Raw genomic sequence first — 18,973 nt, 5'->3', positions numbered from 1 at the left:
CGAACGCGCAATCAGGGTCAGGCGCAGGTGAAACGCTCGATCCTGCTCGCGCCGTCGACATAGACATTCAGGCGATCGTTCCGGAAGTCCATCGTCACCACGTCGTTCGGCGCGATCCACCGCAGCGTACGCGCGCCCGATCGGGCCAGCATCACATCCGCGCGCGCATCGCTTGCCCGCTTCCCAACCAGATCGCCCAGTGCCTCAATCTTGCACGCTGCACCGGGCGGGGTTGGCGTCGCAACATCGGGTGCGCCGTCGCGCATCTCGACCGGCATGCACCCCGCCGAAGCAAGCACGACCGCAAGCAGCGCCCGCTTCATGCCGCGTCCTCCGTACGGGTCATTTTCAACTTTCCGTTGATCACCGCAAAGGCCAGCCGGCCCTCGACCAGGTCCAGCGCGTCGCGGCCGAACTGGTCGAACCGCCACCCCTCCAGCATCGGCAAGCCCGTCCGCACGCCCGCGGCCAGCGCCTCGAGCTCGTCGGTCCTCGCAAGAAGTTTCGACGCTACATCAATATCTCGCGAGCGGATTTTGAGAAGGAGTTTGAGCAGATCCGCGACCAGCGAGCCCTCCTTGCCAAGACCCGGCTTGCGATCGTCGCGGGGCGGCAGCTCATCGTCGCCGAGCGGCTGTGCCTGCTCGATCGCGAGCATCAGTCGCGCCCCGATATCGTTGCCAGCCCAGGTGGCCGAAAGCCCCCGGACGCGGGCAAGGTCGGACTGTTTCCGCGGCGGGTGCCCTGCCATGTCACCAAGCGTCTCGTCCTTGACGATCCGCCCGCGCGGCAGATCCTTCGCCTGCGCCTCGAGTTCACGCCACCGCGCCAAGGCCTTCAACCGGCCGAGCACGTCGGGCTTGCGCCCAGAGATCCGAACGCGCTTCCAGGCCAGGTCGGGATCGTTCGCGTAATTGGCGATATCGCCGAGCCGCTCCATCTCCTGGTCAAGCCACACGCCGCGCCCGGTCTTGCGCAGCCGCTCGAGCATCTTGGGGAAGATCTTCGACAGATGCGTGACGTCGCCGATCGCATATTCGATCTGGCGCGCATCCAGCGGGCGCCGCGCCCAGTCGGTGAACCGCGCGCCCTTGTCGACCGCGATGCCGAGCCAGCTGTCGACCAAGTTTGAATAGCCGATCTGTTCGCCCTGGCCGAGCGCCATCGCCGCGACCTGCGTGTCGAACAGCGGGAAGGGGGTCTTGCCCGTGAGGTTATAGACGATCTCGATATCCTGCCCGCCGGCATGGACGACCTTCAGCACGTCGTGATTCTCGACGAGCAGATCGAGCAGCGGCTTCAGGTCGATCCCCGGCGCCATCGGGTCGATCGCCGCGGCTTCCTTGTCGTCGGCGATCTGGATCAGGCAAAGCTCCGGGTAATAGGTGCTCTCGCGCATGAATTCGGTGTCGACGCACACATAGTCGGCGTCGGCCAGGCGCGCGCACAGATTGGCGAGCGTGGCACTGTCGGAGATAAGCGGGTGGATATGCATCGCTCGTCCATAGCGAGGCTCCCCCATGTTGACAAAGGGGCGCCTTGACAAAGGCCGGTAGGGAAGGGAAGCGCGGGCCATCCAATTCCCGTCATCCCAGCAAACGCTGGGATCTCCCGTCGCAGGGCGCACCCTTGCTGCACGAGATCCCCGCAAACGCAGGGACGACGTATGAGAGACGAGACACATGCACGCCTATCGCACCCATAACTGCGCCGCCCTCCGCCCCGAACAGGTCGGCGAGGAGGTCCGCGTCTCGGGCTGGGTCCACAAGAAGCGCGATCATGGTGACCTGGTCTTCATCGATCTGCGCGATCATTACGGCATCACGCAGATCGTCACCGACGTCAGCGGCCCCGTCTTCAAGGTCATCGAGGGCCTGAAGAGCGAGAGCGTCGTCACGATCACCGGCAAGGTGACCGCACGCGCGCCCGAAGCGGTAAATCCGAACCTGCCGACCGGCGGGATCGAGGTCCGCGCGACCGCCGCGACCGTCCAGTCGATGGCAGGCGAGCTGCCGATGCCGGTCGCTGGCGAGGCCGAGTATCCCGAGGATATCCGCCTGCGCTATCGCTATCTCGACCTGCGGCGCGAGCGGCTGCACGCGAACATCATGCTGCGTTCGAAGGTCATCACCTCGCTGCGCAACCGCATGAACGATCAGGGCTTCACCGAATTCCAGACGCCGATCCTGACGGCGTCGTCGCCAGAGGGCGCGCGTGACTATCTGGTGCCGAGCCGCGTGCATCCGGGCAAGTTCTACGCGCTGCCGCAGGCACCGCAGATGTTCAAGCAGCTGCTGATGGTCGCGGGCTTCGATCGCTATTTCCAGATCGCCCCCTGCTTCCGCGACGAGGACGCGCGCGCCGATCGTTCGCCGGGCGAATTCTACCAGCTCGATTTCGAGATGAGCTTCGTCACGCAGGACGACGTGTTCAACGCGATCGAGCCCGTGCTGCACGGCGTGTTCGAGGAGTTCGCCGATTGGCAGGGCAAGGGACGCCAGGTCTCCGCCCTGCCGTTCAAGCGCATTCCCTACCGCGAATCGATGCTGAAATACGGCAGCGACAAGCCCGATCTGCGCAACCCGATCCTGATCCACGACGTCGGCCACCACTTCGTTGACTCGGGCTTCGGCCTGTTCGCGGGCATCGTCGCCGGGGGTGACGTGGTTCGCGCAATCCCTGCGCCGAACACCGCCGAGAAGAGCCGCAAGTTCTTCACCGACATGAACGACTGGGCGCGCGCCGAAGGGCATGCGGGGCTCGGCTACATCACGCAGAAGAACGGCGAACTTGGCGGCCCGATCGCCAAGAATCACGGCGAGGAAGCGACGCGCAAGCTGATCGCGGAGATGGGCCTCGGGCCGAACGACGGCATCTTCTTCGCCGCCGGCAAGGAACTCCCCGCCGCCAAGCTCGCCGGCGCAGCCCGCGCGCGCATAGGTGCGGATCTCGGCCTGATCGACGAGAACCGGTTTGAGTTCTGCTGGATCGTCGACTTCCCGATGTTCGAATATGACGAGGACGCCAAGAAGGTCGACTTCAGCCACAACCCGTTCTCGATGCCGCAGGGCGAGATGGACGCGTTGGAGAACAAGGATCCGCTCGATATCCTGGCGTACCAGTACGACATCGTCTGCAACGGCGTCGAACTGTCGTCGGGTGCGATCCGGAACCACCGGCCTGAGATCATGTACAAGGCGTTCGAGATCGCCGGCTACACGCAGGCCGATGTCGACACGAACTTTGCCGGCATGATCAACGCGTTCAAGGTCGGCGCACCGCCGCATGGCGGCTCGGCACCCGGCATCGACCGGATGGTCATGCTGCTCGCGGGCGAGCCGAACATCCGCGAGGTCGTGCTGTTCCCGATGAACCAGAAGGCCGAGGACCTGATGATGGGCGCACCGAGCCCGGTCAGCCCGCGCCAGCTGAAGGAGCTCAACATCAAGCTCACCGTCGATGGGCCGAAGGACCCGGCCAAGACGGTGACGCCCGCCGCTGGCTGACGCCGAGGCGGCTCGGCCGCCTCGGTCCTTTCCGTCCCGCCCCTAGTGGCCGCCTGATCTTCTGGAGTTTGCTTATGCCCATCGATCTTGCCCATTATGAAGCCGGCGACGCCTATGACGGCAAATACAAGCGCGACTTGGCAAAGCTTCAGAAGAGGCTTGAGCACATCCAGGTCGCGCATATCGTCAACAAGCGCCCCGCTGTGGTGATGTTCGAAGGGTGGGATGCGGCGGGGAAGGGCGGTATCATCCAGCGGTTGTCGGCCGAGTGGGATCCCCGTACTTACCGCGTCTGGCCGATCGCCGCCCCGAGCGCCGACGAGAAGGCACATCACTTTCTCTGGCGCTTCTGGAAACGGTTGCCGGCGGACGGGAACATCGCCGTCTTCGATCGGAGCTGGTACGGCAGGGTACTGGTCGAGCGGGTCGAGGAATTCGCCACGCGCCGCGAATGGGAGCGCGGCTATGACGCGATCAATGCCTTCGAAGCGGGACTGATCGAGAACGACACCACGCTGATCAAGATCTTCGTCCATATCACCCAAGCGGAACAGGACCGGCGGCTGGAGGCGCGGCTGCGCGACCCTTGGAAGCACTGGAAAACCGGTCTCGACGACTATCACAACCGGTCGCGACGCGAGGACTATCTCGCCGCGATGCATGAGATGTTCGCACGCACGGACACCGCGGCCGCGCCGTGGATCGTCATCGACGGGAACGACAAGAAGGCGGCACGGATCGCTGCGCTGACCGTCGTCGCAGATCGCCTGGAGGGCGGAGTCGCGATGGTGCCCCCGCCGCTTGATCCCGCCGTCCTCAAGGTCGCGAAAAAGGCCCTCAAGCTTTAATCGTCGCAAAGCGCAACCCCGCTTTTGGTCGCGGTCCTCTGCAGCTATATCCATTTTGGTCGAAATTCTAACGCCTTCCGAACAACTTATGTTAGCGTGAACAGCTTCCGATGATGGTTAGGCTTGCCCTAAGATAATGGGCGTGTCCGAGTAGCGGACGGCCATTCAGTGGGCGTAGGTCATGACGGAACGCGGTCGAATAGGTGTCGACACCTCAGGGGCGATTGTCGAGGTGGACGCGACGTTCTGCCACACGCTCAATGCGACAGCCGCCATTTTGCTTGGCAGCAACATGCTCGATTTCACCGCGCCTGCCGACCGCGAGCGCTGCCGGCGACTGATGCGTCGCGTGGTGCATACCGGATCCCCGATCAGCACTACCAAAAGGCTGGTCAGAACCGACTCGTCGCATCTCTGGGTGCAGGGCCATTTATCGATCGCGCCGCCAGGGACCGAGGTCTGCGTGACGATGATCTTCGAGGAAACCATGCCTGGGTCCGGCGAGGTCAAACCCGAAGCCTTGTTGAAGACGGCCCAGCTGACGCTGGATGCCCGGCGCGCGCGCGGGGCAATATTCTGCCCGTCGTTGTTTGCCGACAGCGCGTGGGACATCCTGCTTGCGGCCTATGTCAGCGAGGCCGAGGGCGTTCTCCTGACGCCGACCGACCTTGAACCGATGCTCGGGGTCGGACACGCCACACTGACCCGCTGGATTCGCGCGCTCGAGGTTCAGGGGCTGATCGAGTTCGAGGCTGCCGGCGACGGGCGAGCGGGGGGTGCGGCGTTTCAGCTCACGTGCGATGCGCATCAACGGTTCGAACGGTATCTGTCCGATCGATATGCCGTCGCGGTATCGGCTGCGACGGATCTGGAACGGTTCCGCTGAGCCGGTCGGTGCGGTACGACGTGGTAAGTGCGCCCGCTCCGCATATGCGCCGGCGCGGGGGCGTTCTTGCCGGCTTCGCAGGATACCCGTGATATCGGGCGAAGAACCGCATGTGTGTTGTTTCATATAGCCGGGATCGCTATCTGCCTGCCATGAACGAGATGACCCCGCTCGCCGCGCCGCGCGCTCGAAAGCCCGACTGGATCCGCGTCAAGGCCCCGACATCCGCCGGCTTCGCCAAGACCCGCGAACTGATGCGCTCGAAAAGCCTGACGACGGTCTGTGAAGAGGCCGCATGCCCGAATATCGGCGAATGCTGGTCGAAGAAGCATGCAACGGTCATGATCCTCGGCGATACCTGCACCCGCGCCTGCGCCTTCTGCAACGTGAAGACCGGCATGCCCCGCGCGGTCGACCGGATGGAGCCACAGAATGTCGCCGATGCCGCGGCGCAGATGGGGCTGAACCACATCGTCATCACATCGGTCGACCGCGACGACCTTCCCGATGGCGGCGCTTCGCAGTTTGTGAAGGTCATCCAGGCAATCCGCGCGTCGAATCCCACTACGACGATCGAAATCCTGACGCCCGATTTCCGCAACAAGGCGCAGGCCGCGATCGAGTCGATCGTCGAGGCGCGCCCCGATGTCTACAACCACAACCTCGAGACAGTTCCTCGCCTGTACCCGACGATCCGGCCTGGCGCGCGCTATTATGCCTCGTTGCGCTTGCTCGAGAGCGTGAAACGCCACGACCCGTCGATTTTCACCAAGTCGGGCGTGATGCTTGGGCTGGGCGAAGAGCGCCTCGAGATCCACCAGGTCATGGACGACATGCGCTGCGCGGACATCGATTTCCTGACGATGGGCCAGTATCTTCAGCCCACGCCACGCCATGCCAAGGTGGCCGAGTTCGTCACGCCCAAGGCCTTCGATGCCTATGCGTCGATCGCCCGGGCCAAGGGATTCATGCTTGTTGCATCGTCGCCACTGACGCGGTCGAGCTACCATGCTGGGGACGACTTCGCGCAGCTTCGGGCGGCGCGTGATGCCAAGCTCGGGGTCGCACGGATCTGATGCCCAAGCATTCCGAAACACGCCATCTACCCTATACACCCGAACAGATGTTCGATCTGGTCGCCGATGTCGGCCGCTACGCCGAGTTTCTGCCATGGGTCAGTGCGATGCGCGTCCGTTCGAACAGTGAGACGGAAACGCTCGCGGACATGATCGTCGGCTTTAAGGGCTTGCGCGAGACGTTCACGTCACGTGTGCAGAAGACTCGACCGACCGAGATCCTCGTCGACTATGTCGATGGTCCGCTCAAATATCTTCGCAACGAATGGCGTTTTCGTCCTGAGGGGCAGGGGTGCGCGGTCGACTTTACCGTCGACTTTGCTTTCAAAAACCGGATGTTCGAGCTGATCGCGGGTCAGGTCTTCGGTGCCGCATTGCGCAAGATGATTGGCGCGTTCGAGACGCGCGCGGCCGAGCTTTACGGTGCGACATCCTCGACCGGCAGCAAGAGTTCGAGCGCGCACAGCGCAGCCTGAAGGCGGATACCGCCGCGGCCGAGATCGCCAAAATCCTTGCGATCTGCGTCGACATCGCTGCGATCGCCGCCCTTCTCGGCACGGGCGAAGACCACCGTCCCGACCGGCTTCTTCGCCGATCCACCGCCGGGCCCGGCGATGCCGGTGATGGCGACGGCAACATCCGCGCCCGACTGCTCGAGTGCGCCCTGCGCCATGCTCCACGCGACGGCGATCGACACCGCACCGAAAGTCTCAAGCACGTCTGAGCTGATCTTGAGCAGTTTCAGCTTGGCCTCGTTCGAATAGGTCACGAACCCGATTTCGAACACGTCGGAACTGCCCGGAATTTCCGTCAGCGCCGCAGCGACGAGGCCCCCGGTACAGCTTTCAGCAACCGCGACGCGTCGTCCGAGGGCGCGATTTGCCTCGATGACCTTGCGTGCCGCGTCGATCAGCTGGGGAGGGAGAAGGGTATCCATCAGCGGCTCTCCGTTGCCGTGCAGAGCGGAAGGTCGGGCGTCGATCGATCTCCGCGGCGTGCCTTGTCAGCCTTGAGATAGCGCAGCGTCTCGACGACGATGCCAGCGGTGTTCCGCGGCGGCAGCGGCTGGAGCAGCGTCACGAGCCGATCGATCGTCCCACAGTCGCGCGCCGCGATGCGTCCGACAATCTGCGGGACGAGCAGGCTCGTCAGCAATGGCCGGGCATAGTCGGACTGGAGAAGCGCATCGACCGCAGGGTCGCTAAGCTTTACGATCGCGGCCCGAGCGGACGGCCAGGCGCGATCCGCTTCGATCTGATAGCGCGCGATCAGTGTACTGGACTGGTTGCGCACGAGGCTGGTCGCGGGAAGCCTTGCCGCGCAGATTCGGCCCGTTTCACGGATGATGTCGGGCAGCGCGACGAGCGTCATCGCCTCCGCCTCGGGGCCGGAGATGCAGGGGGACTGTGCCGATACCGGCGTTGCGATAAGGGCGGCGAGCGTCAGTGCGGCAGCGAACCTCATGCGCCGACACGGCCACGATTCGAAGGGAGGCTGATCGTCGCGACCGCCTGCGCCGCAATGCCCTCGCCCCGTCCCGTGAACCCGAGTCGCTCGGTCGTCGTCGCCTTCACGCTCACCCGGTCCGTGGCGAGGTCGAGCAGATCGGCGATCCGGTTCGTCATCGCCGCGCGGTGCGGTCCGATCTTGGGCATCTCGCACAGAATGGTCAGGTCGACGAAGTCGATCCGACCGCCTTTGGCCGCGATCAGCTGCGCGGCATGCTGCAGGAACTGCGCGGAGTCGGCACCTTTCCACTGCGGATCGCTCGGGGGGAAATGCGTGCCGATATCACCCGCGGCGATCGTGCCGAGCAACGCGTCGGTCAGCGCATGCAGCGCGACATCGGCATCGCTATGGCCGGAAAGCCCCTTGTCGTGCGGGATCCGGACGCCGCCAAGCCATAATTCCTCGCCCGTTTCCAGCCGATGGACGTCGAAGCCCATCGCGGTTCGGCTTTCATAGGGCGCGCGCGCTTCAGCGGCGGCAAAATCGTCGGGGTGAGTCACTTTGTCGAGCATCGGATCGCCCTGCACCAACGCGACGCTGCCGCCAACCCGTCGCACCATCTGGGCATCGTCGCTGGCATCTTCATCGGCCGGCCAGGCAGCGTGCGCGGCGCGCAGCTTAGCGATCCGGAAGCCCTGCGGCGTCTGGACCCGGTATACGGCCTCGCGCGGAACGACTTCGCCGAGCATGCGACCGGTCAGCGTCGTCGCGCCGCGCGCCAGCGTATCCGCTACCGGCAGCACAGGCACCGCGGCGTCGCTGTTCGTCAGCGCTGCCACGACCGCGCTGATGACCCCGGCAGGAAGGAACGGCCGGGCGGCATCGTGAACGAGAACGTGATCCAAATCGGACAGGGCAGCGATTCCCCTCAGTACCGAATCCCGGCGGGTCCTGCCCCCGACGATGACCGTCGCGTCCGTAACGCCTCCTGCTGCCAGTACCGCCTTTGCATGGTCCAGCTGACCTTCGGCAACGACGACCCTCACGGCGTCGATCGCCGGGTGCGCGGACATTGCGGTAACCGCGTGCATGAGCATCGGCCTTCCCGCAACGGTCGCGAATTGCTTGGGGAGGGTGCCGCCAGCGCGGGTGCCGGACCCGGCTGCGACGATCAGGGCGACGGTGCGGCGCTTTGTCATGGGCGGCGATTAGCGTCTTGAGCGCGGCATCGCCAGTGCAGGCAGTCGTTCCCATGACGTCGCGCACGACGGGAACAGCTAGACCAGCCTTGCCATTTCTGGCATCGCGGCCTATGTTCTGCCTCTTTTTTGGGCAGCTTATGCGTAATCTCTCACCTATCCAGATCGGCACCGTGCGGATTGAAAGTCCGGTCGTCCTCGCGCCCATGACGGGCGTGACGGATATGCCGTTCCGTACGCTTGTGCGGCGATATGGATCAGGGCTTAACGTTACCGAAATGGTCGCGAGCCAGGCTGCAATCCGCGAGACCCGCCAGTCGATCCAGAAGGCGGCATGGGATCGCCTCGAAGAGCCGGTGTCGATGCAACTGGTCGGGTGCACGCCCTATGAAATGGGCGAGGCCGCGCGGCTGAGTCAGGATCGCGGTGCCGCGATCGTCGACATCAACATGGGATGTCCGGTCCGTAAGATCGTCAATGGGGATGCCGGGTCCGCGCTGATGCGTGACGTCAAGCTGGCGACGGCGATCGTATCTGCGACGGTGAAGGCGGTCGATGTCCCGGTCACGTTGAAGATGCGTATGGGCTGGTGCCACGACAGTCTCAACGCACCCGAATTGTCCAGGATCGCAGAAGATCTCGGGGTGAAGCTGATCACCGTCCATGGCCGGACGCGGAATCAGATGTACAAGGGAAGCGCCGATTGGGGCTTCGTGCGCCGGGTGAAGGACGCGGTGTCGATCCCCGTGATCGTCAATGGCGACATTTGTTCGATCGAGGATGCCGAAGCGGCGCTCGACCAGTCGGGTGCGGACGGCGTGATGATCGGACGCGGCGCCTATGGGCGGCCTTGGCTGCTCAATCAGGTCATGACCTGGTTTGCGACCGGACGCCGCGTGGCCGATCCGTCAATCAACGAGCAATATGAAGCGATTGCAGGGCATTACGAGGCGATGCTCGAGCACTATGGGATCGAGACAGGTGTCAACATGGCCCGCAAGCATATCGGCTGGTACACCAAGGGCCTGCATGGGTCGGCGGAGTTCCGGAACCGGGTGAACCAGGTGGCGGACCCCAACCAGGTCAAGGCGATGCTGGCGGAGTTCTACGCGCCCTGGCGTCACCTTGAAGCCGCCTGAGTCGGATCGGCGCGACCGTCCGGGGTTCAACGACGTCTTCGCGGCGCTGCCGGTGGCGGTCGTCGTGGTCGATCCTGACGACAGGATAGCCCATGCCAATGCGCTGGCGGAGCAATTGCTCAACCTGTCGGAACGCCTCATGGTAGGGCAGCCGATCGCGGCGATACTCCCGCCCCCCGACGAATCCCGCAAGCACGATAATCGCGGCCTCGCCGTCTTTGATACCGAGATCGCGACCGCCCGCGGCGTGAAGATCCGCGTCGACTTTGCCGAGACGATCATGCCCGATCATCCCGGCTGGCGCGCGATCACACTGCACGTTCCCGCCATCTCGCGACGGCTGGGCTATTCGGCGGACCGTACTGCGGGCGCGCGCGCGGCAGTCGGGGCCGCGGCGATGCTCGCACATGAGATCAAGAATCCCTTGTCCGGCATCCGCGGGGCCGCGCAGCTGCTCGATGCCGGCGAACTGACCACGCTGATCACGACCGAGGTGGACCGAATCGCGGCGCTGATCGATCGCATGCAGGACTTCAGCGATACGCGCCCGCTCCCGCTCGCCAGCGAGAATATCTACCCGTTGTTGACGCACGCGCGTCGCCTCGCGCTCGCCGGTTTTGCGCGCGGAATCGCGATCGAGGAGCGGTTCGATCCCTCGCTACCGCCCGCGCATATCAATCGCGACGCGGTCCTTCAGATTGTCATCAACCTTCTGAAGAACGCACGTGAAGCCGTTGCAGATCAACCAAATCCCCTGATCATCATGACCACGGCCTATCGCCACGGGATCACCGTCAGCAGCGCGCCGGGCAAACCGCGTCTCCCGTTGCCGATTGAGATCTGTGTGTTCGACAATGGCCCCGGCGCGCCTGCTGATATTGCCGATCACCTGTTCGATCCCTTCGTGTCGGGGCGCCGTGAAGGGCAGGGGCTGGGTCTCGCCCTCGTCGACAAGCTGACGCGCGATATGGGCGGGATCGTGCAATATGCGCGTGAGGGGATTCCAGAAATGACCGTTCTTCGCCTGCTGCTGCCAAGAGCCACATCATGAGCACTGTGCTGGTCGTCGACGACGACGCCGCAATTCGCACCGTCGTCGCGCAGGCGTTGCGGCGCAGCGGCCACGACGTAACCGTCGCCGACAGCCTCGCGCAACTCGAACGCGCCCTGGCTGTGGCGATACCCGACGTGCTGATCACGGACGTGGTGCTGCCCGACGGCGACGGCATCGACCATGTCCGCAATGTCGCCGAACGCCACCCGACGCTGCCGATCATCGTCCTGTCGGCGCAGAACACGCTGACCACCGCGGTACGCGCGGCGGAGGTCGGTGCGTATGAATATCTGCCCAAGCCCTTTGATCTCGACGTCTTGTCGCGTGCGGTGACGGGGGCGCTGGCGCGGGGCGGGGTGCTGTCCGATGACCGGATCGGCGACGAGGATCGTGCACTGCCGCTGATCGGCCGGTCCGCGGCGATGCAGGACGTCTACCGGGTCATCGCACGCGTCATCTCGAACGATCTGACCGTGCTGATATCCGGCGAATCGGGCACCGGCAAGGAACTGGTCGCCCGGGCTATCCACGACCTCGGCCAGCGGAGCGCCGCGCCGTTCATCGCGATCAACATGGCCGCCATCCCGCGCGAATTGATCGAGGCCGAACTGTTCGGGCATGAGCGCGGCGCCTTTACCGGTGCCGCAACGCGAAATGCCGGTCGTTTCGAGCAGGCGACGGGCGGCACGCTGTTCCTCGACGAAATCGGCGACATGCCGATGGAGGCGCAGACCCGGCTGCTTCGCGTGCTGCAGTCGGGCGAGTTCACGAGCGTTGGTGGGGCGCGCACGATCCGGGTCGATGTCCGCATCCTGGCCGCAACCAACCGCGATCTGGCGGCGCAGGTGGCCGCGGGACATTTCCGGGAAGACCTGTTCTACCGTCTCAACGTCGTGCCGGTCACCTTGCCACCGCTCCGCGAGCGACGGCAGGACGTCGCCCTGCTCGCACGACATTTTCTCGATCATGCGGCGATCCAGGGTCTGCCGCGACGTCAGTTGGCGGGGGATGCGATCACCGCGCTCGGCGCGTATGACTGGCCGGGCAATGTTCGCGAACTCGAAAACCTGATGCGCAGGCTAGCGGTGCTCGCGCGCGATGAGGTCATCGGCGCCGAGGCTATCCACGCGATGCTGGGCGCGCGAACACCGACCGCCACTGCAACCGATCTCGACATCGCCGGCGCGGTGAAGGCACTGATTGGGCGGATCGAGCGGGAAAACCCGGCAGCGCTCGACGATGGCAGTCTGTACGACCGCGTCATCGGTGAGGTCGAGCGTCCGTTGATCGAACTGATGCTTGCCCGGCATGGGCAGAACCAGCTTCGCGCCGCACGTGCGATGGGAATCAATCGCAACACGCTGCGCAAGCGTCTCGACACGCTCGGGATCGATATCAGCGGCGACATGACCGAGATGGACGCGGCAGGGTTACGCTGACCCGGCCATTATGTGGTTTCCCGGCAACAATTGTCGTTGTATCACGGCAACGATGATCGCCCCCGCGACGCTTGCCATCGAAGACGACGTGCCACCGCACCGGTTCGCAGTGACGCCTGCGCTTGAGGCGCTGGTGGTCGCGCTGGCGATTACCGTCGCGGTCGCGAGCTATGTGCTCATCAGCGGCGCCAATTCACCCCAGCGTTTGATGCCGCCACCGCTGATTGCGCTGCTGCTGATCGCCAACCTCGTCCCGGGCATCGCATTGCTGATGCTGCTCGGCCGGCGGGTGGCGATGCGGCGCGCTGCGCGGTCCCCGGTTGGCGGTGGCGGCCGCCTGCACGTCCGGCTCGTTGCCTTGTTCTCGATCGTCGCCGCGGTGCCGATGCTGCTGGTGACGATCTTCGCGTCGCTGCTGTTCCAATATGGCGTGCAATTCTGGTATTCGGATCAGGCACGCGGGATGCTCGAAAACGCCACCGAACTCGCCCAGTCGTCCTACGCGCGCCAGCTCAGCCGCTGGGAAGAGGCGAGCGTCACTATGGCAGCGGATATGTCCAATTACCTGCGGGAGCGATCGCTGCAGAGTCCGGGCTTTTCAGGATTTTTCTACCAACAGGTCTATTTCCGGAGCCTGTCCGAAGCCGCGCTGTTCAAGGTCACGCCACAGAACGAAATCCAGACCTTCGCGGTTGTGAACCCCTATGAAATCGACTTTACACGACAGGTGACGCCCGAGGCGATCCGCGAACTCCGGAGCGGCAAGCCCGCCGCAGTATCGGTGACGGGGGATCGTATCCGCACGATCACGATGCTGCCCGGCGCCGACGAACTCTTCCTTTATGCCGGGCGCGTCGAGGATACCAAGCTCCTGTCGGAGCAGACGACGCGCGCCAACGCCGTGCTGGCAAGCTATCGGCAGCTGCTTGCCCGGTCGCGCAGCCTCCAGCTCCTGTTCAACGCAGCCTTGCTGGGCATTTCCCTGCTTATCGTTGGCGTTGCTGTCTGGATCGCGCTGGCTGTAGCGGATCGTCTGGTACGCCCCGTCGGCGAGCTGGTCGATGCGGCACGTCGGGTGGCCGAGGGGGATTTGACCGCGCGCGTGCCAGATCCGCGCAGCCGCGACGAGGTCGGAACGCTGGCGCGCGCGTTCAACCAGATGACCGGTCGGCTGCAGGAGCAGAACAGCGATCTGATGACCGCGAACGACCAGCTCGAGACCCGTCGTGCGCTGATCGAGGCGGTTATGGCGGATGTTTCGGCGGGCGTCGTCGCGACCGCGAAGGACCGCGTGATCCGGATTGCAAATCGCTCTGCGATCCAGCTGCTCGGCGCGGACGGTCTGGTTGGCAAGCCATTGCACGAGGTTGCGCCCGAACTCGACGCGCTCGTGCAGGAGGGAGGACGCGAAGCGATCGTCCAGGTCGGCCAGGCCGGCGATGCGCGGACACTCGCCGTCCGGATCGCACATGCGCCGACCGGCCCGATCCTCACATTCGACGATATCACGCAGCAACTGCTCGACCAGCGCCGCGCCGCCTGGTCGGACGTCGCCCGCCGGATCGCGCACGAAATCAAGAATCCGCTGACGCCGATCCAGCTCGCCGCGGAGCGCCTGCAGCGGCGCTATGGGGGCAAGATCCCCGCGGAGGACGGGACATTTGCGCGGCTCACCGACACGATCATCCGCCAGGTCGCGGACCTGCGCCGGATGGTCGATGAATTCTCGTCATTCGCACGGATGCCCAAGCCCGTCTTCCGCGAGGAATCACTGCTCGACGCCGCACGCCAGGCGATGTTCCTCCACGAGGTGGCGCATCCGGGGATCCGTTTTCTGCTGGTTCATGACGACCCCGGTCCGATGCTCGTGTGCGATCGCCGGCAGATCGGGCAGGCTCTGACGAACATCGTCAAGAACGCGGTTGAGGCGATCGAGACGCGCGGCGACGACGAGGGCGGGGCGGTTACCATGACCCTGACCGAGACGCGCCACGATGGAACGGCGCACTGCGTCGCGATCGAAGTCGCCGACACGGGGATCGGTCTGCCGGTCGAACGCGACCGGATCATCGAACCCTATATGACGACGCGCGCGCGCGGGACGGGGCTCGGGCTTGCCATCGTCAAGAAGATCATCGAGGAACATTGCGGGACGATCGCGTTTTCGGATCGTCCCGGTGGGGGCACCATTGTCACCATGAACTTCGACGCCAGAGCGCTGGTCGCGCTTGATCAGGGGGCATCCGCACCCGAGCCGGCAGGGGATGGCCAGCTCGTCGCAATGACTCGCAATCGGACATGAATTGATGGCGCTCGATATTCTCGTCGTGGACGACGAACGTGACATTCGCGAACTGGTGGCCGGCGTCCTGGAGGACGAGGGCTATCAGACGCGCGATGCGGGCGACAGCGACGCCGCGCTCGAAGCGATCGCGGCGCGGCGGCCGTCGCTCGTGCTGCTCGACGTCTGGCTTCAGGGGTCGCGCCTCGACGGGCTGGAGTTGCTCGACGAAATTAAACGGCGCGATCCGTCGATCCCGGTGCTCGTCATATCGGGTCACGGCAATCTCGACACCGCGGTCGCGGCGATCCGGCGGGGCGCATCGGACTTCATCGAAAAACCTTTCGAGGCCGAGCGACTGCTCCTCATGGTGGCGCGCGCGACCGAGACCGAACGGCTGCGCCGCGAGGTCGCCTCGCTGCGGGCCACGGTCGGCCGCGAGACCGATCTCACCGGCAATTCGGGGGCGATCAACGGCGTCCGGGCAACACTCAAGCGTGTCGCCGCGACCGGCAGCCGCGTGCTGATCATGGGCGGGGCAGGGGTCGGCAAGGAGGTCGCTGCTCGCCTTCTGCACGGCTGGAGCCTGCGCACCGATGCGCCATTCGTGATCGTCAGCGCCGCGATGATGACCCCTGAACGTGTCGACGAAGAATTGTTCGGCGCGGAGGAGGGCGGGGACAAAATCCGCCCCGGGCTGCTCGAGCAGGCGCATGGCGGAACGCTGTTCCTCGACGAGATCGCCGACATGCCGATCACGACCCAAGCGCGGATCTTGCGGGTCCTGACCGACCAGAGCTTTACGCGGATCGGCGGTACCAGGGTCGTCAAGGTCGATGTGCGTGTGGTGTCCGCGACGGCGCGCGACCTCGTCCACGAGATTGCCGAGGGTCGGTTTCGCGAGGACCTCTATTACCGGTTGAACGTCGTGCCGGTGGCTATCCCGCCGCTCGCGGATCGCCGCGAGGACATTCCTGCGCTGGTCCAGCATTTCATCGCGCATTATGCGGCGGAACGCCGGGTCCGGACACCGGAAATCGCGCCCGATGCGATGGTTGCGCTGCAATCCTACGACTGGCCGGGAAATGTGCGCCAGCTTCGCAACGTGGTTGAACGGACGATCATCCTCGCGCCGGGCGACCGACTGGGGCGCATCGATCTCGACCTGCTGCCGGCCGAAGTCCTGGGCGATCAGGGCGACATGGGCAGCGCCGGGGGGACCGCGATCATGGGCTCGCCGCTACGCGAGGCGCGTGAAACCTTCGAACGGGAGTATCTGCGCGTGCAGATCCGTCGGTTCTCCGGCAACATCTCGCGCACCGCGAGCTTTATCGGGATGGAGCGATCGGCGCTGCACCGGAAGCTGAAGCTGCTCGGGATCACCGAGACGCGCGACGATTGATCGCATATCCGTCGCCCGCCCCTATGGACGAAGCGGTACCGGGAACATAGATTAGACGCTCGCCCGGCAATCGGGTGATCTCCGACGCCGGGAAACGGCGCCACGCGGGCAAAGTCCCGCCAAAAACAAGGGTTATCCCATTGGCCGAAAAAATTGGCTCGCTCCAGGACCTGTTCCTCAACGCACTGCGCCGCACCAAGACCCCCGTCACGATGTTCCTCGTCAAGGGCGTCAAGCTCCAGGGTATCGTCACCTGGTTCGATAATTTCTCGGTGCTGTTACGTCGCGACGGTCAGTCCCAGCTCATCTACAAGCATGCGATCTCGACGATCATGCCCGCGGGACCGATGGACGTCGCCGCGATCGTAAACGCCGTCGCAGAAACGCAGAAGAAGCAGCCGCTTCTGCAGGAAATCTTCCTGAACGCGGTCCGCAAGTCGGAAGACAGCGTGACCATGTTCCTGATCAACGGCGTCATGCTCCAGGGCCAGATTGCCGGCTTTGACCTGTTCTGCATGCTGCTCCAGCGCGAAGGTATGGCGCAGCTCGTCTACAAGCACGCGGTGTCGACGATCCAGCCTGCGCGGCCCCTGAACCTTGCCGAGGATCCCGACGACAGCGATGAGACGGATGCGGTGGACGACGCATGATCATGACGGCCTGGGGCAATGCGCATGAGTAGTGGTTTCGACCGTGACCGCGACGAGTTCGCCCGCGGCACGAAAGCGATCGTCGTCTTGCCCGACCAGGGTGATGCGACACGCGATATCGACGCACGGCTTGAAGAGACGGCGGGCCTTGCCGCCGCCATTGGCGTGGAGGTGGTCGAACGGATCGCCTATCGCGTCCGCCAGGCCAAGCCGGCAACGTTGATCGGCAGCGGGCAGGTCGAGCTCCTCGCGACGCAGGTGCGAATGGAGGAAGCGGGGCTCGTCGTGTTCGATGCGAGCCTGAGCCCGATCCAGCAGCGCAATCTCGAAAAGGCGCTGGAAACGAAGGTCATCGACCGCACCGGGCTGATCCTCGAAATCTTCGGGGAGCGCGCGGCGACGGCCGAAGGGCGGCTGCAGGTTGAACTTGCGCATCTCGACTATCAGGCTGGCCGGCTCGTCCGGAGCTGGACCCATCTCGAGCGTCAGCGCGGCGGGTTCGGCTTTCTCGGCGGGCCTGGTGAAACCCAGATCGAGGCGGATCGCCGGCTCATCCGGGACCGGATGGCGCGGCTCCGGCGCGAACTCGAGCAGGTCAGCCGCACCCGCGGCCTGCACCGGGAGCGACGCCAGCGAGCCCCTTGGCCCGTCATCGCGCTAGTCGGCTATACCAATGCCGGAAAGTCGACGCTGTTCAATCGGTTGACCGGTGCCGACGTCATGGCCGAAGACCTGCTGTTCGCGACGCTGGATCCGACGCTTCGGCAAATCCGATTGCCCGGTATCGACAAGGCGATCCTGTCCGACACGGTCGGGTTCGTCTCGGACCTGCCAACCCAGCTCGTCGCGGCATTCAAGGCGACGCTCGAAGAAGTGGTGTCCGCCGATCTGCTGATCCACGTCCGTGATATCGCGCATCCCGATACGGAGGCGCAACGTGCCGATGTCGAGGCGGTGCTGGCGGACATCGGCGTCGACGATATGACCCCGCGGTTCGAAGTCTGGAACAAGCTGGATCTGCTCGATCCTGCCGACCATGACGAGATTGTCGGGGAGGCTGAGCATCGCGAGGATGTCGTGGCGATCTCGGCGCTGAGTGGGGAGGGGGTGGACCATCTCGTCGAGCAGGTCGCTGCCAAACTGACGGATGCGCATCGCCGCTATCACATTACGCTCGATGCGACGGACGGCGCAGGCGCGGCATGGTTGCACGCGCATGGCGAGGTGCTCAGCAGTTTCGCGGACGGGCTGGCCACCACCTATGACGTACGGCTGTCCGACACCGATTACGACCGGTTCAGCCGCCGCGACGTTTGACCGTCTGCCAAAGCGCTTCCTTCTCCTCAAGCGACAAAGCTTCGAAGCCCGCACCGGCGATGTGTTCCATCGCCCGGAACCGGGCTTCGAACTTTGCGTTGCCCGCGCGTAACGCCACTTCGGGATCAATACCGAGGTGGCGGGCATAATTGGCCACAGCAAACAGAAGATCGCCGACCTCTTCGGCCAGTGTGTCGGCGGTTGCTGTCGCAATCTCGTCGAGTTCTTCGTGCACCTTGGCCAAGGAACCGGTTGGATCGGGCCAGTCGAACCCGACCCGCGCAGCACGCTTTTGCAGCTTGTCGGCTCGCGCCAGCGAAGGCAGCGCGGTGGCGACGCCGGCGACCGCACTCTGGTCAGGCTTGTTCGCGCGCTCGGTCGCCTTGATCGTTTCCCAGCCGGGCGATGTCTCCGCCGGACCGAAGATGTGCGGGTGTCGGCGCTCCATCTTGTCGCTGATCGCGTCGATGACGTCGGGCAGGGCAAATGCACCCGCTTCCTCTGCAATGCGGGCATGGAATACCACCTGCAACAACAGGTCGCCGAGTTCGTCCTTCAGATCGGCAAGATCGCCGCGTTCGATCGCGTCGACGACCTCATAGGCCTCTTCGATCGTGTAGCGAGCAATCGTCCTCGATGTTTGAACACGGTCCCATTCGCATCCCGTATCCGGATCGCGCAGTCGCGCCATGATGGTCGTGAGGCGGTCAATCATGGCGGCGCTCCG

At 64.6% G+C, this 18,973-nt stretch carries 18 protein-coding genes; 12 read left to right on the top strand and 6 right to left on the bottom strand.

Annotated features, from left to right (window positions below):
• Positions 1-17: 17 nt before the first annotated feature.
• Both IFT87_RS13850 and rnd read right to left on the bottom strand, forming a co-directional pair.
• Positions 18-323, bottom strand: coding sequence for an I78 family peptidase inhibitor (locus IFT87_RS13850; protein WP_052148993.1), 306 nt, complete (start codon positions 321-323; stop codon positions 18-20).
• Positions 320-1,495, bottom strand: coding sequence for a ribonuclease D (rnd, locus tag IFT87_RS13845; RefSeq protein WP_031439011.1), 1,176 nt, complete (start codon positions 1,493-1,495; stop codon positions 320-322). The genes IFT87_RS13850 and rnd overlap by 4 nt, the downstream gene beginning before the upstream one ends.
• A gap of 187 nt (positions 1,496-1,682) precedes the next feature.
• On the opposite strand from rnd, the gene aspS reads away from it, so the two are divergent.
• The 5 genes from aspS to IFT87_RS13820 all read left to right on the top strand — a co-directional run bounded on the left by aspS (position 1,683) and on the right by IFT87_RS13820 (position 6,792).
• On the top strand, positions 1,683-3,506 hold the full coding sequence (gene aspS, locus IFT87_RS13840) for an aspartate--tRNA ligase (protein ID WP_183936475.1): 1,824 nt from the start codon (positions 1,683-1,685) through the stop codon (positions 3,504-3,506).
• 74 nt (positions 3,507-3,580) lie between these two features.
• A complete protein-coding gene (locus IFT87_RS13835) occupies positions 3,581-4,354 on the top strand; it encodes a polyphosphate kinase 2 family protein (protein ID WP_192008939.1) in 774 nt (257 codons plus the stop codon).
• Positions 4,355-4,535: 181 nt separating this feature from the next.
• The gene (locus IFT87_RS13830; protein ID WP_081874044.1) at positions 4,536-5,240 is read left to right on the top strand and encodes a PAS domain-containing protein; all 705 of its coding nucleotides are present in this window, start codon (positions 4,536-4,538) and stop codon (positions 5,238-5,240) included.
• A gap of 152 nt (positions 5,241-5,392) precedes the next feature.
• Positions 5,393-6,316: a lipoyl synthase gene (gene lipA / locus IFT87_RS13825; RefSeq protein WP_031393377.1), complete on the top strand. Its 924-nt coding sequence runs from the start codon at positions 5,393-5,395 to the stop codon at positions 6,314-6,316.
• Entirely contained in the window at positions 6,316-6,792 is a 477-nt protein-coding gene (locus IFT87_RS13820; protein WP_031439015.1) for a type II toxin-antitoxin system RatA family toxin, read from the top strand. The genes lipA and IFT87_RS13820 overlap by 1 nt, the downstream gene beginning before the upstream one ends.
• Here the strand turns inward: IFT87_RS13820 and IFT87_RS13815 are convergent.
• Genes IFT87_RS13815 through IFT87_RS13805 form a run of 3 tightly spaced genes read right to left on the bottom strand, consistent with a single transcriptional unit; the run spans position 6,735 to position 8,964 of the window.
• The gene (locus IFT87_RS13815) at positions 6,735-7,253 is read right to left on the bottom strand and encodes a CinA family protein (protein ID WP_031439016.1); all 519 of its coding nucleotides are present in this window, start codon (positions 7,251-7,253) and stop codon (positions 6,735-6,737) included. The genes IFT87_RS13820 and IFT87_RS13815 overlap by 58 nt on opposite strands.
• Positions 7,253-7,780 (bottom strand): hypothetical protein, encoded by a 528-nt coding sequence (locus tag IFT87_RS13810; RefSeq protein ID WP_031439017.1) that lies wholly within the window; start codon positions 7,778-7,780, stop codon positions 7,253-7,255. Before IFT87_RS13810 ends, IFT87_RS13815 begins: the two co-directional genes overlap by 1 nt.
• On the bottom strand, positions 7,777-8,964 hold the full coding sequence (locus IFT87_RS13805; RefSeq protein ID WP_037528468.1) for a bifunctional 2-C-methyl-D-erythritol 4-phosphate cytidylyltransferase/2-C-methyl-D-erythritol 2,4-cyclodiphosphate synthase: 1,188 nt from the start codon (positions 8,962-8,964) through the stop codon (positions 7,777-7,779). The genes IFT87_RS13810 and IFT87_RS13805 overlap by 4 nt, the downstream gene beginning before the upstream one ends.
• A 140-nt stretch (positions 8,965-9,104) precedes the next feature.
• Here IFT87_RS13805 and dusB point away from each other — a divergent pair, with 140 nt between their 5' ends.
• Genes dusB through hflX form a run of 7 tightly spaced genes read left to right on the top strand, consistent with a single transcriptional unit; the run spans position 9,105 to position 18,246 of the window.
• A complete protein-coding gene (gene dusB / locus IFT87_RS13800; protein ID WP_031439019.1) occupies positions 9,105-10,103 on the top strand; it encodes a tRNA dihydrouridine synthase DusB in 999 nt (332 codons plus the stop codon).
• Positions 10,090-11,154, top strand: a complete 1,065-nt coding sequence (locus tag IFT87_RS13795) for a two-component system sensor histidine kinase NtrB (RefSeq protein WP_031439020.1) — start codon at positions 10,090-10,092, stop codon at positions 11,152-11,154. The genes dusB and IFT87_RS13795 overlap by 14 nt, the downstream gene beginning before the upstream one ends.
• The gene (gene ntrC / locus IFT87_RS13790; protein ID WP_037528464.1) at positions 11,151-12,596 is read left to right on the top strand and encodes a nitrogen regulation protein NR(I); all 1,446 of its coding nucleotides are present in this window, start codon (positions 11,151-11,153) and stop codon (positions 12,594-12,596) included. Before IFT87_RS13795 ends, ntrC begins: the two co-directional genes overlap by 4 nt.
• A 52-nt stretch (positions 12,597-12,648) precedes the next feature.
• Positions 12,649-14,898, top strand: a complete 2,250-nt coding sequence (locus IFT87_RS13785; RefSeq protein WP_192008938.1) for a sensor histidine kinase — start codon at positions 12,649-12,651, stop codon at positions 14,896-14,898.
• 4 nt (positions 14,899-14,902) lie between these two features.
• Positions 14,903-16,279, top strand: a complete 1,377-nt coding sequence (gene ntrX, locus IFT87_RS13780) for a nitrogen assimilation response regulator NtrX (protein ID WP_031393368.1) — start codon at positions 14,903-14,905, stop codon at positions 16,277-16,279.
• 50 nt (positions 16,280-16,329) lie between these two features.
• Positions 16,330-16,929 carry an RNA chaperone Hfq gene (gene hfq, locus IFT87_RS13775; RefSeq protein WP_414711870.1) on the top strand — a complete coding sequence of 200 codons (600 nt, stop codon included), beginning with the start codon at positions 16,330-16,332 and terminating at the stop codon, positions 16,927-16,929.
• Positions 16,930-16,953: 24 nt separating this feature from the next.
• Positions 16,954-18,246, top strand: coding sequence for a GTPase HflX (gene hflX / locus IFT87_RS13770; RefSeq protein WP_037528497.1), 1,293 nt, complete (start codon positions 16,954-16,956; stop codon positions 18,244-18,246).
• On the opposite strand, the gene mazG is transcribed toward hflX, so the two are convergent.
• Positions 18,227-18,961, bottom strand: a complete 735-nt coding sequence (gene mazG / locus IFT87_RS13765; protein WP_128082083.1) for a nucleoside triphosphate pyrophosphohydrolase — start codon at positions 18,959-18,961, stop codon at positions 18,227-18,229. The two genes, hflX and mazG, sit on opposite strands and share 20 nt — an antisense overlap.
• Positions 18,962-18,973 lie beyond the last annotated feature (12 nt).

Origin of the sequence: Sphingomonas sp. CFBP 8765 (genome assembly GCF_014841445.1) — a bacterium.
GTDB lineage: Bacteria > Pseudomonadota > Alphaproteobacteria > Sphingomonadales > Sphingomonadaceae > Sphingomonas > Sphingomonas aerolata.
The sequence above is the reverse complement of the archived record's forward strand: the minus strand, read 5'-3'. Positions and strand labels throughout refer to the sequence as shown.

What these genes read in the sequence shown, in the direction of transcription:
- IFT87_RS13850 (WP_052148993.1), bottom strand. Translation starts at nt 323, where the DNA reads ATGAAGCGGGCGCTGCTTGCGGTCGTGCTTGCTTCGGCGGGGTGCATG.
- rnd (WP_031439011.1), bottom strand. Translation starts at nt 1,495, where the DNA reads ATGCATATCCACCCGCTTATCTCCGACAGTGCCACGCTCGCCAATCTG.
- aspS (WP_183936475.1), top strand. Translation starts at nt 1,683, where the DNA reads ATGCACGCCTATCGCACCCATAACTGCGCCGCCCTCCGCCCCGAACAG.
- IFT87_RS13835 (WP_192008939.1), top strand. Translation starts at nt 3,581, where the DNA reads ATGCCCATCGATCTTGCCCATTATGAAGCCGGCGACGCCTATGACGGC.
- IFT87_RS13830 (WP_081874044.1), top strand. Translation starts at nt 4,536, where the DNA reads ATGACGGAACGCGGTCGAATAGGTGTCGACACCTCAGGGGCGATTGTC.
- lipA (WP_031393377.1), top strand. Translation starts at nt 5,393, where the DNA reads ATGAACGAGATGACCCCGCTCGCCGCGCCGCGCGCTCGAAAGCCCGAC.
- IFT87_RS13820 (WP_031439015.1), top strand. Translation starts at nt 6,316, where the DNA reads ATGCCCAAGCATTCCGAAACACGCCATCTACCCTATACACCCGAACAG.
- IFT87_RS13815 (WP_031439016.1), bottom strand. Translation starts at nt 7,253, where the DNA reads ATGGATACCCTTCTCCCTCCCCAGCTGATCGACGCGGCACGCAAGGTC.
- IFT87_RS13810 (WP_031439017.1), bottom strand. Translation starts at nt 7,780, where the DNA reads ATGAGGTTCGCTGCCGCACTGACGCTCGCCGCCCTTATCGCAACGCCG.
- IFT87_RS13805 (WP_037528468.1), bottom strand. Translation starts at nt 8,964, where the DNA reads ATGACAAAGCGCCGCACCGTCGCCCTGATCGTCGCAGCCGGGTCCGGC.
- dusB (WP_031439019.1), top strand. Translation starts at nt 9,105, where the DNA reads ATGCGTAATCTCTCACCTATCCAGATCGGCACCGTGCGGATTGAAAGT.
- ntrC (WP_037528464.1), top strand. Translation starts at nt 11,151, where the DNA reads ATGAGCACTGTGCTGGTCGTCGACGACGACGCCGCAATTCGCACCGTC.
- IFT87_RS13785 (WP_192008938.1), top strand. Translation starts at nt 12,649, where the DNA reads ATGATCGCCCCCGCGACGCTTGCCATCGAAGACGACGTGCCACCGCAC.
- ntrX (WP_031393368.1), top strand. Translation starts at nt 14,903, where the DNA reads ATGGCGCTCGATATTCTCGTCGTGGACGACGAACGTGACATTCGCGAA.
- hflX (WP_037528497.1), top strand. Translation starts at nt 16,954, where the DNA reads ATGAGTAGTGGTTTCGACCGTGACCGCGACGAGTTCGCCCGCGGCACG.
- mazG (WP_128082083.1), bottom strand. Translation starts at nt 18,961, where the DNA reads ATGATTGACCGCCTCACGACCATCATGGCGCGACTGCGCGATCCGGAT.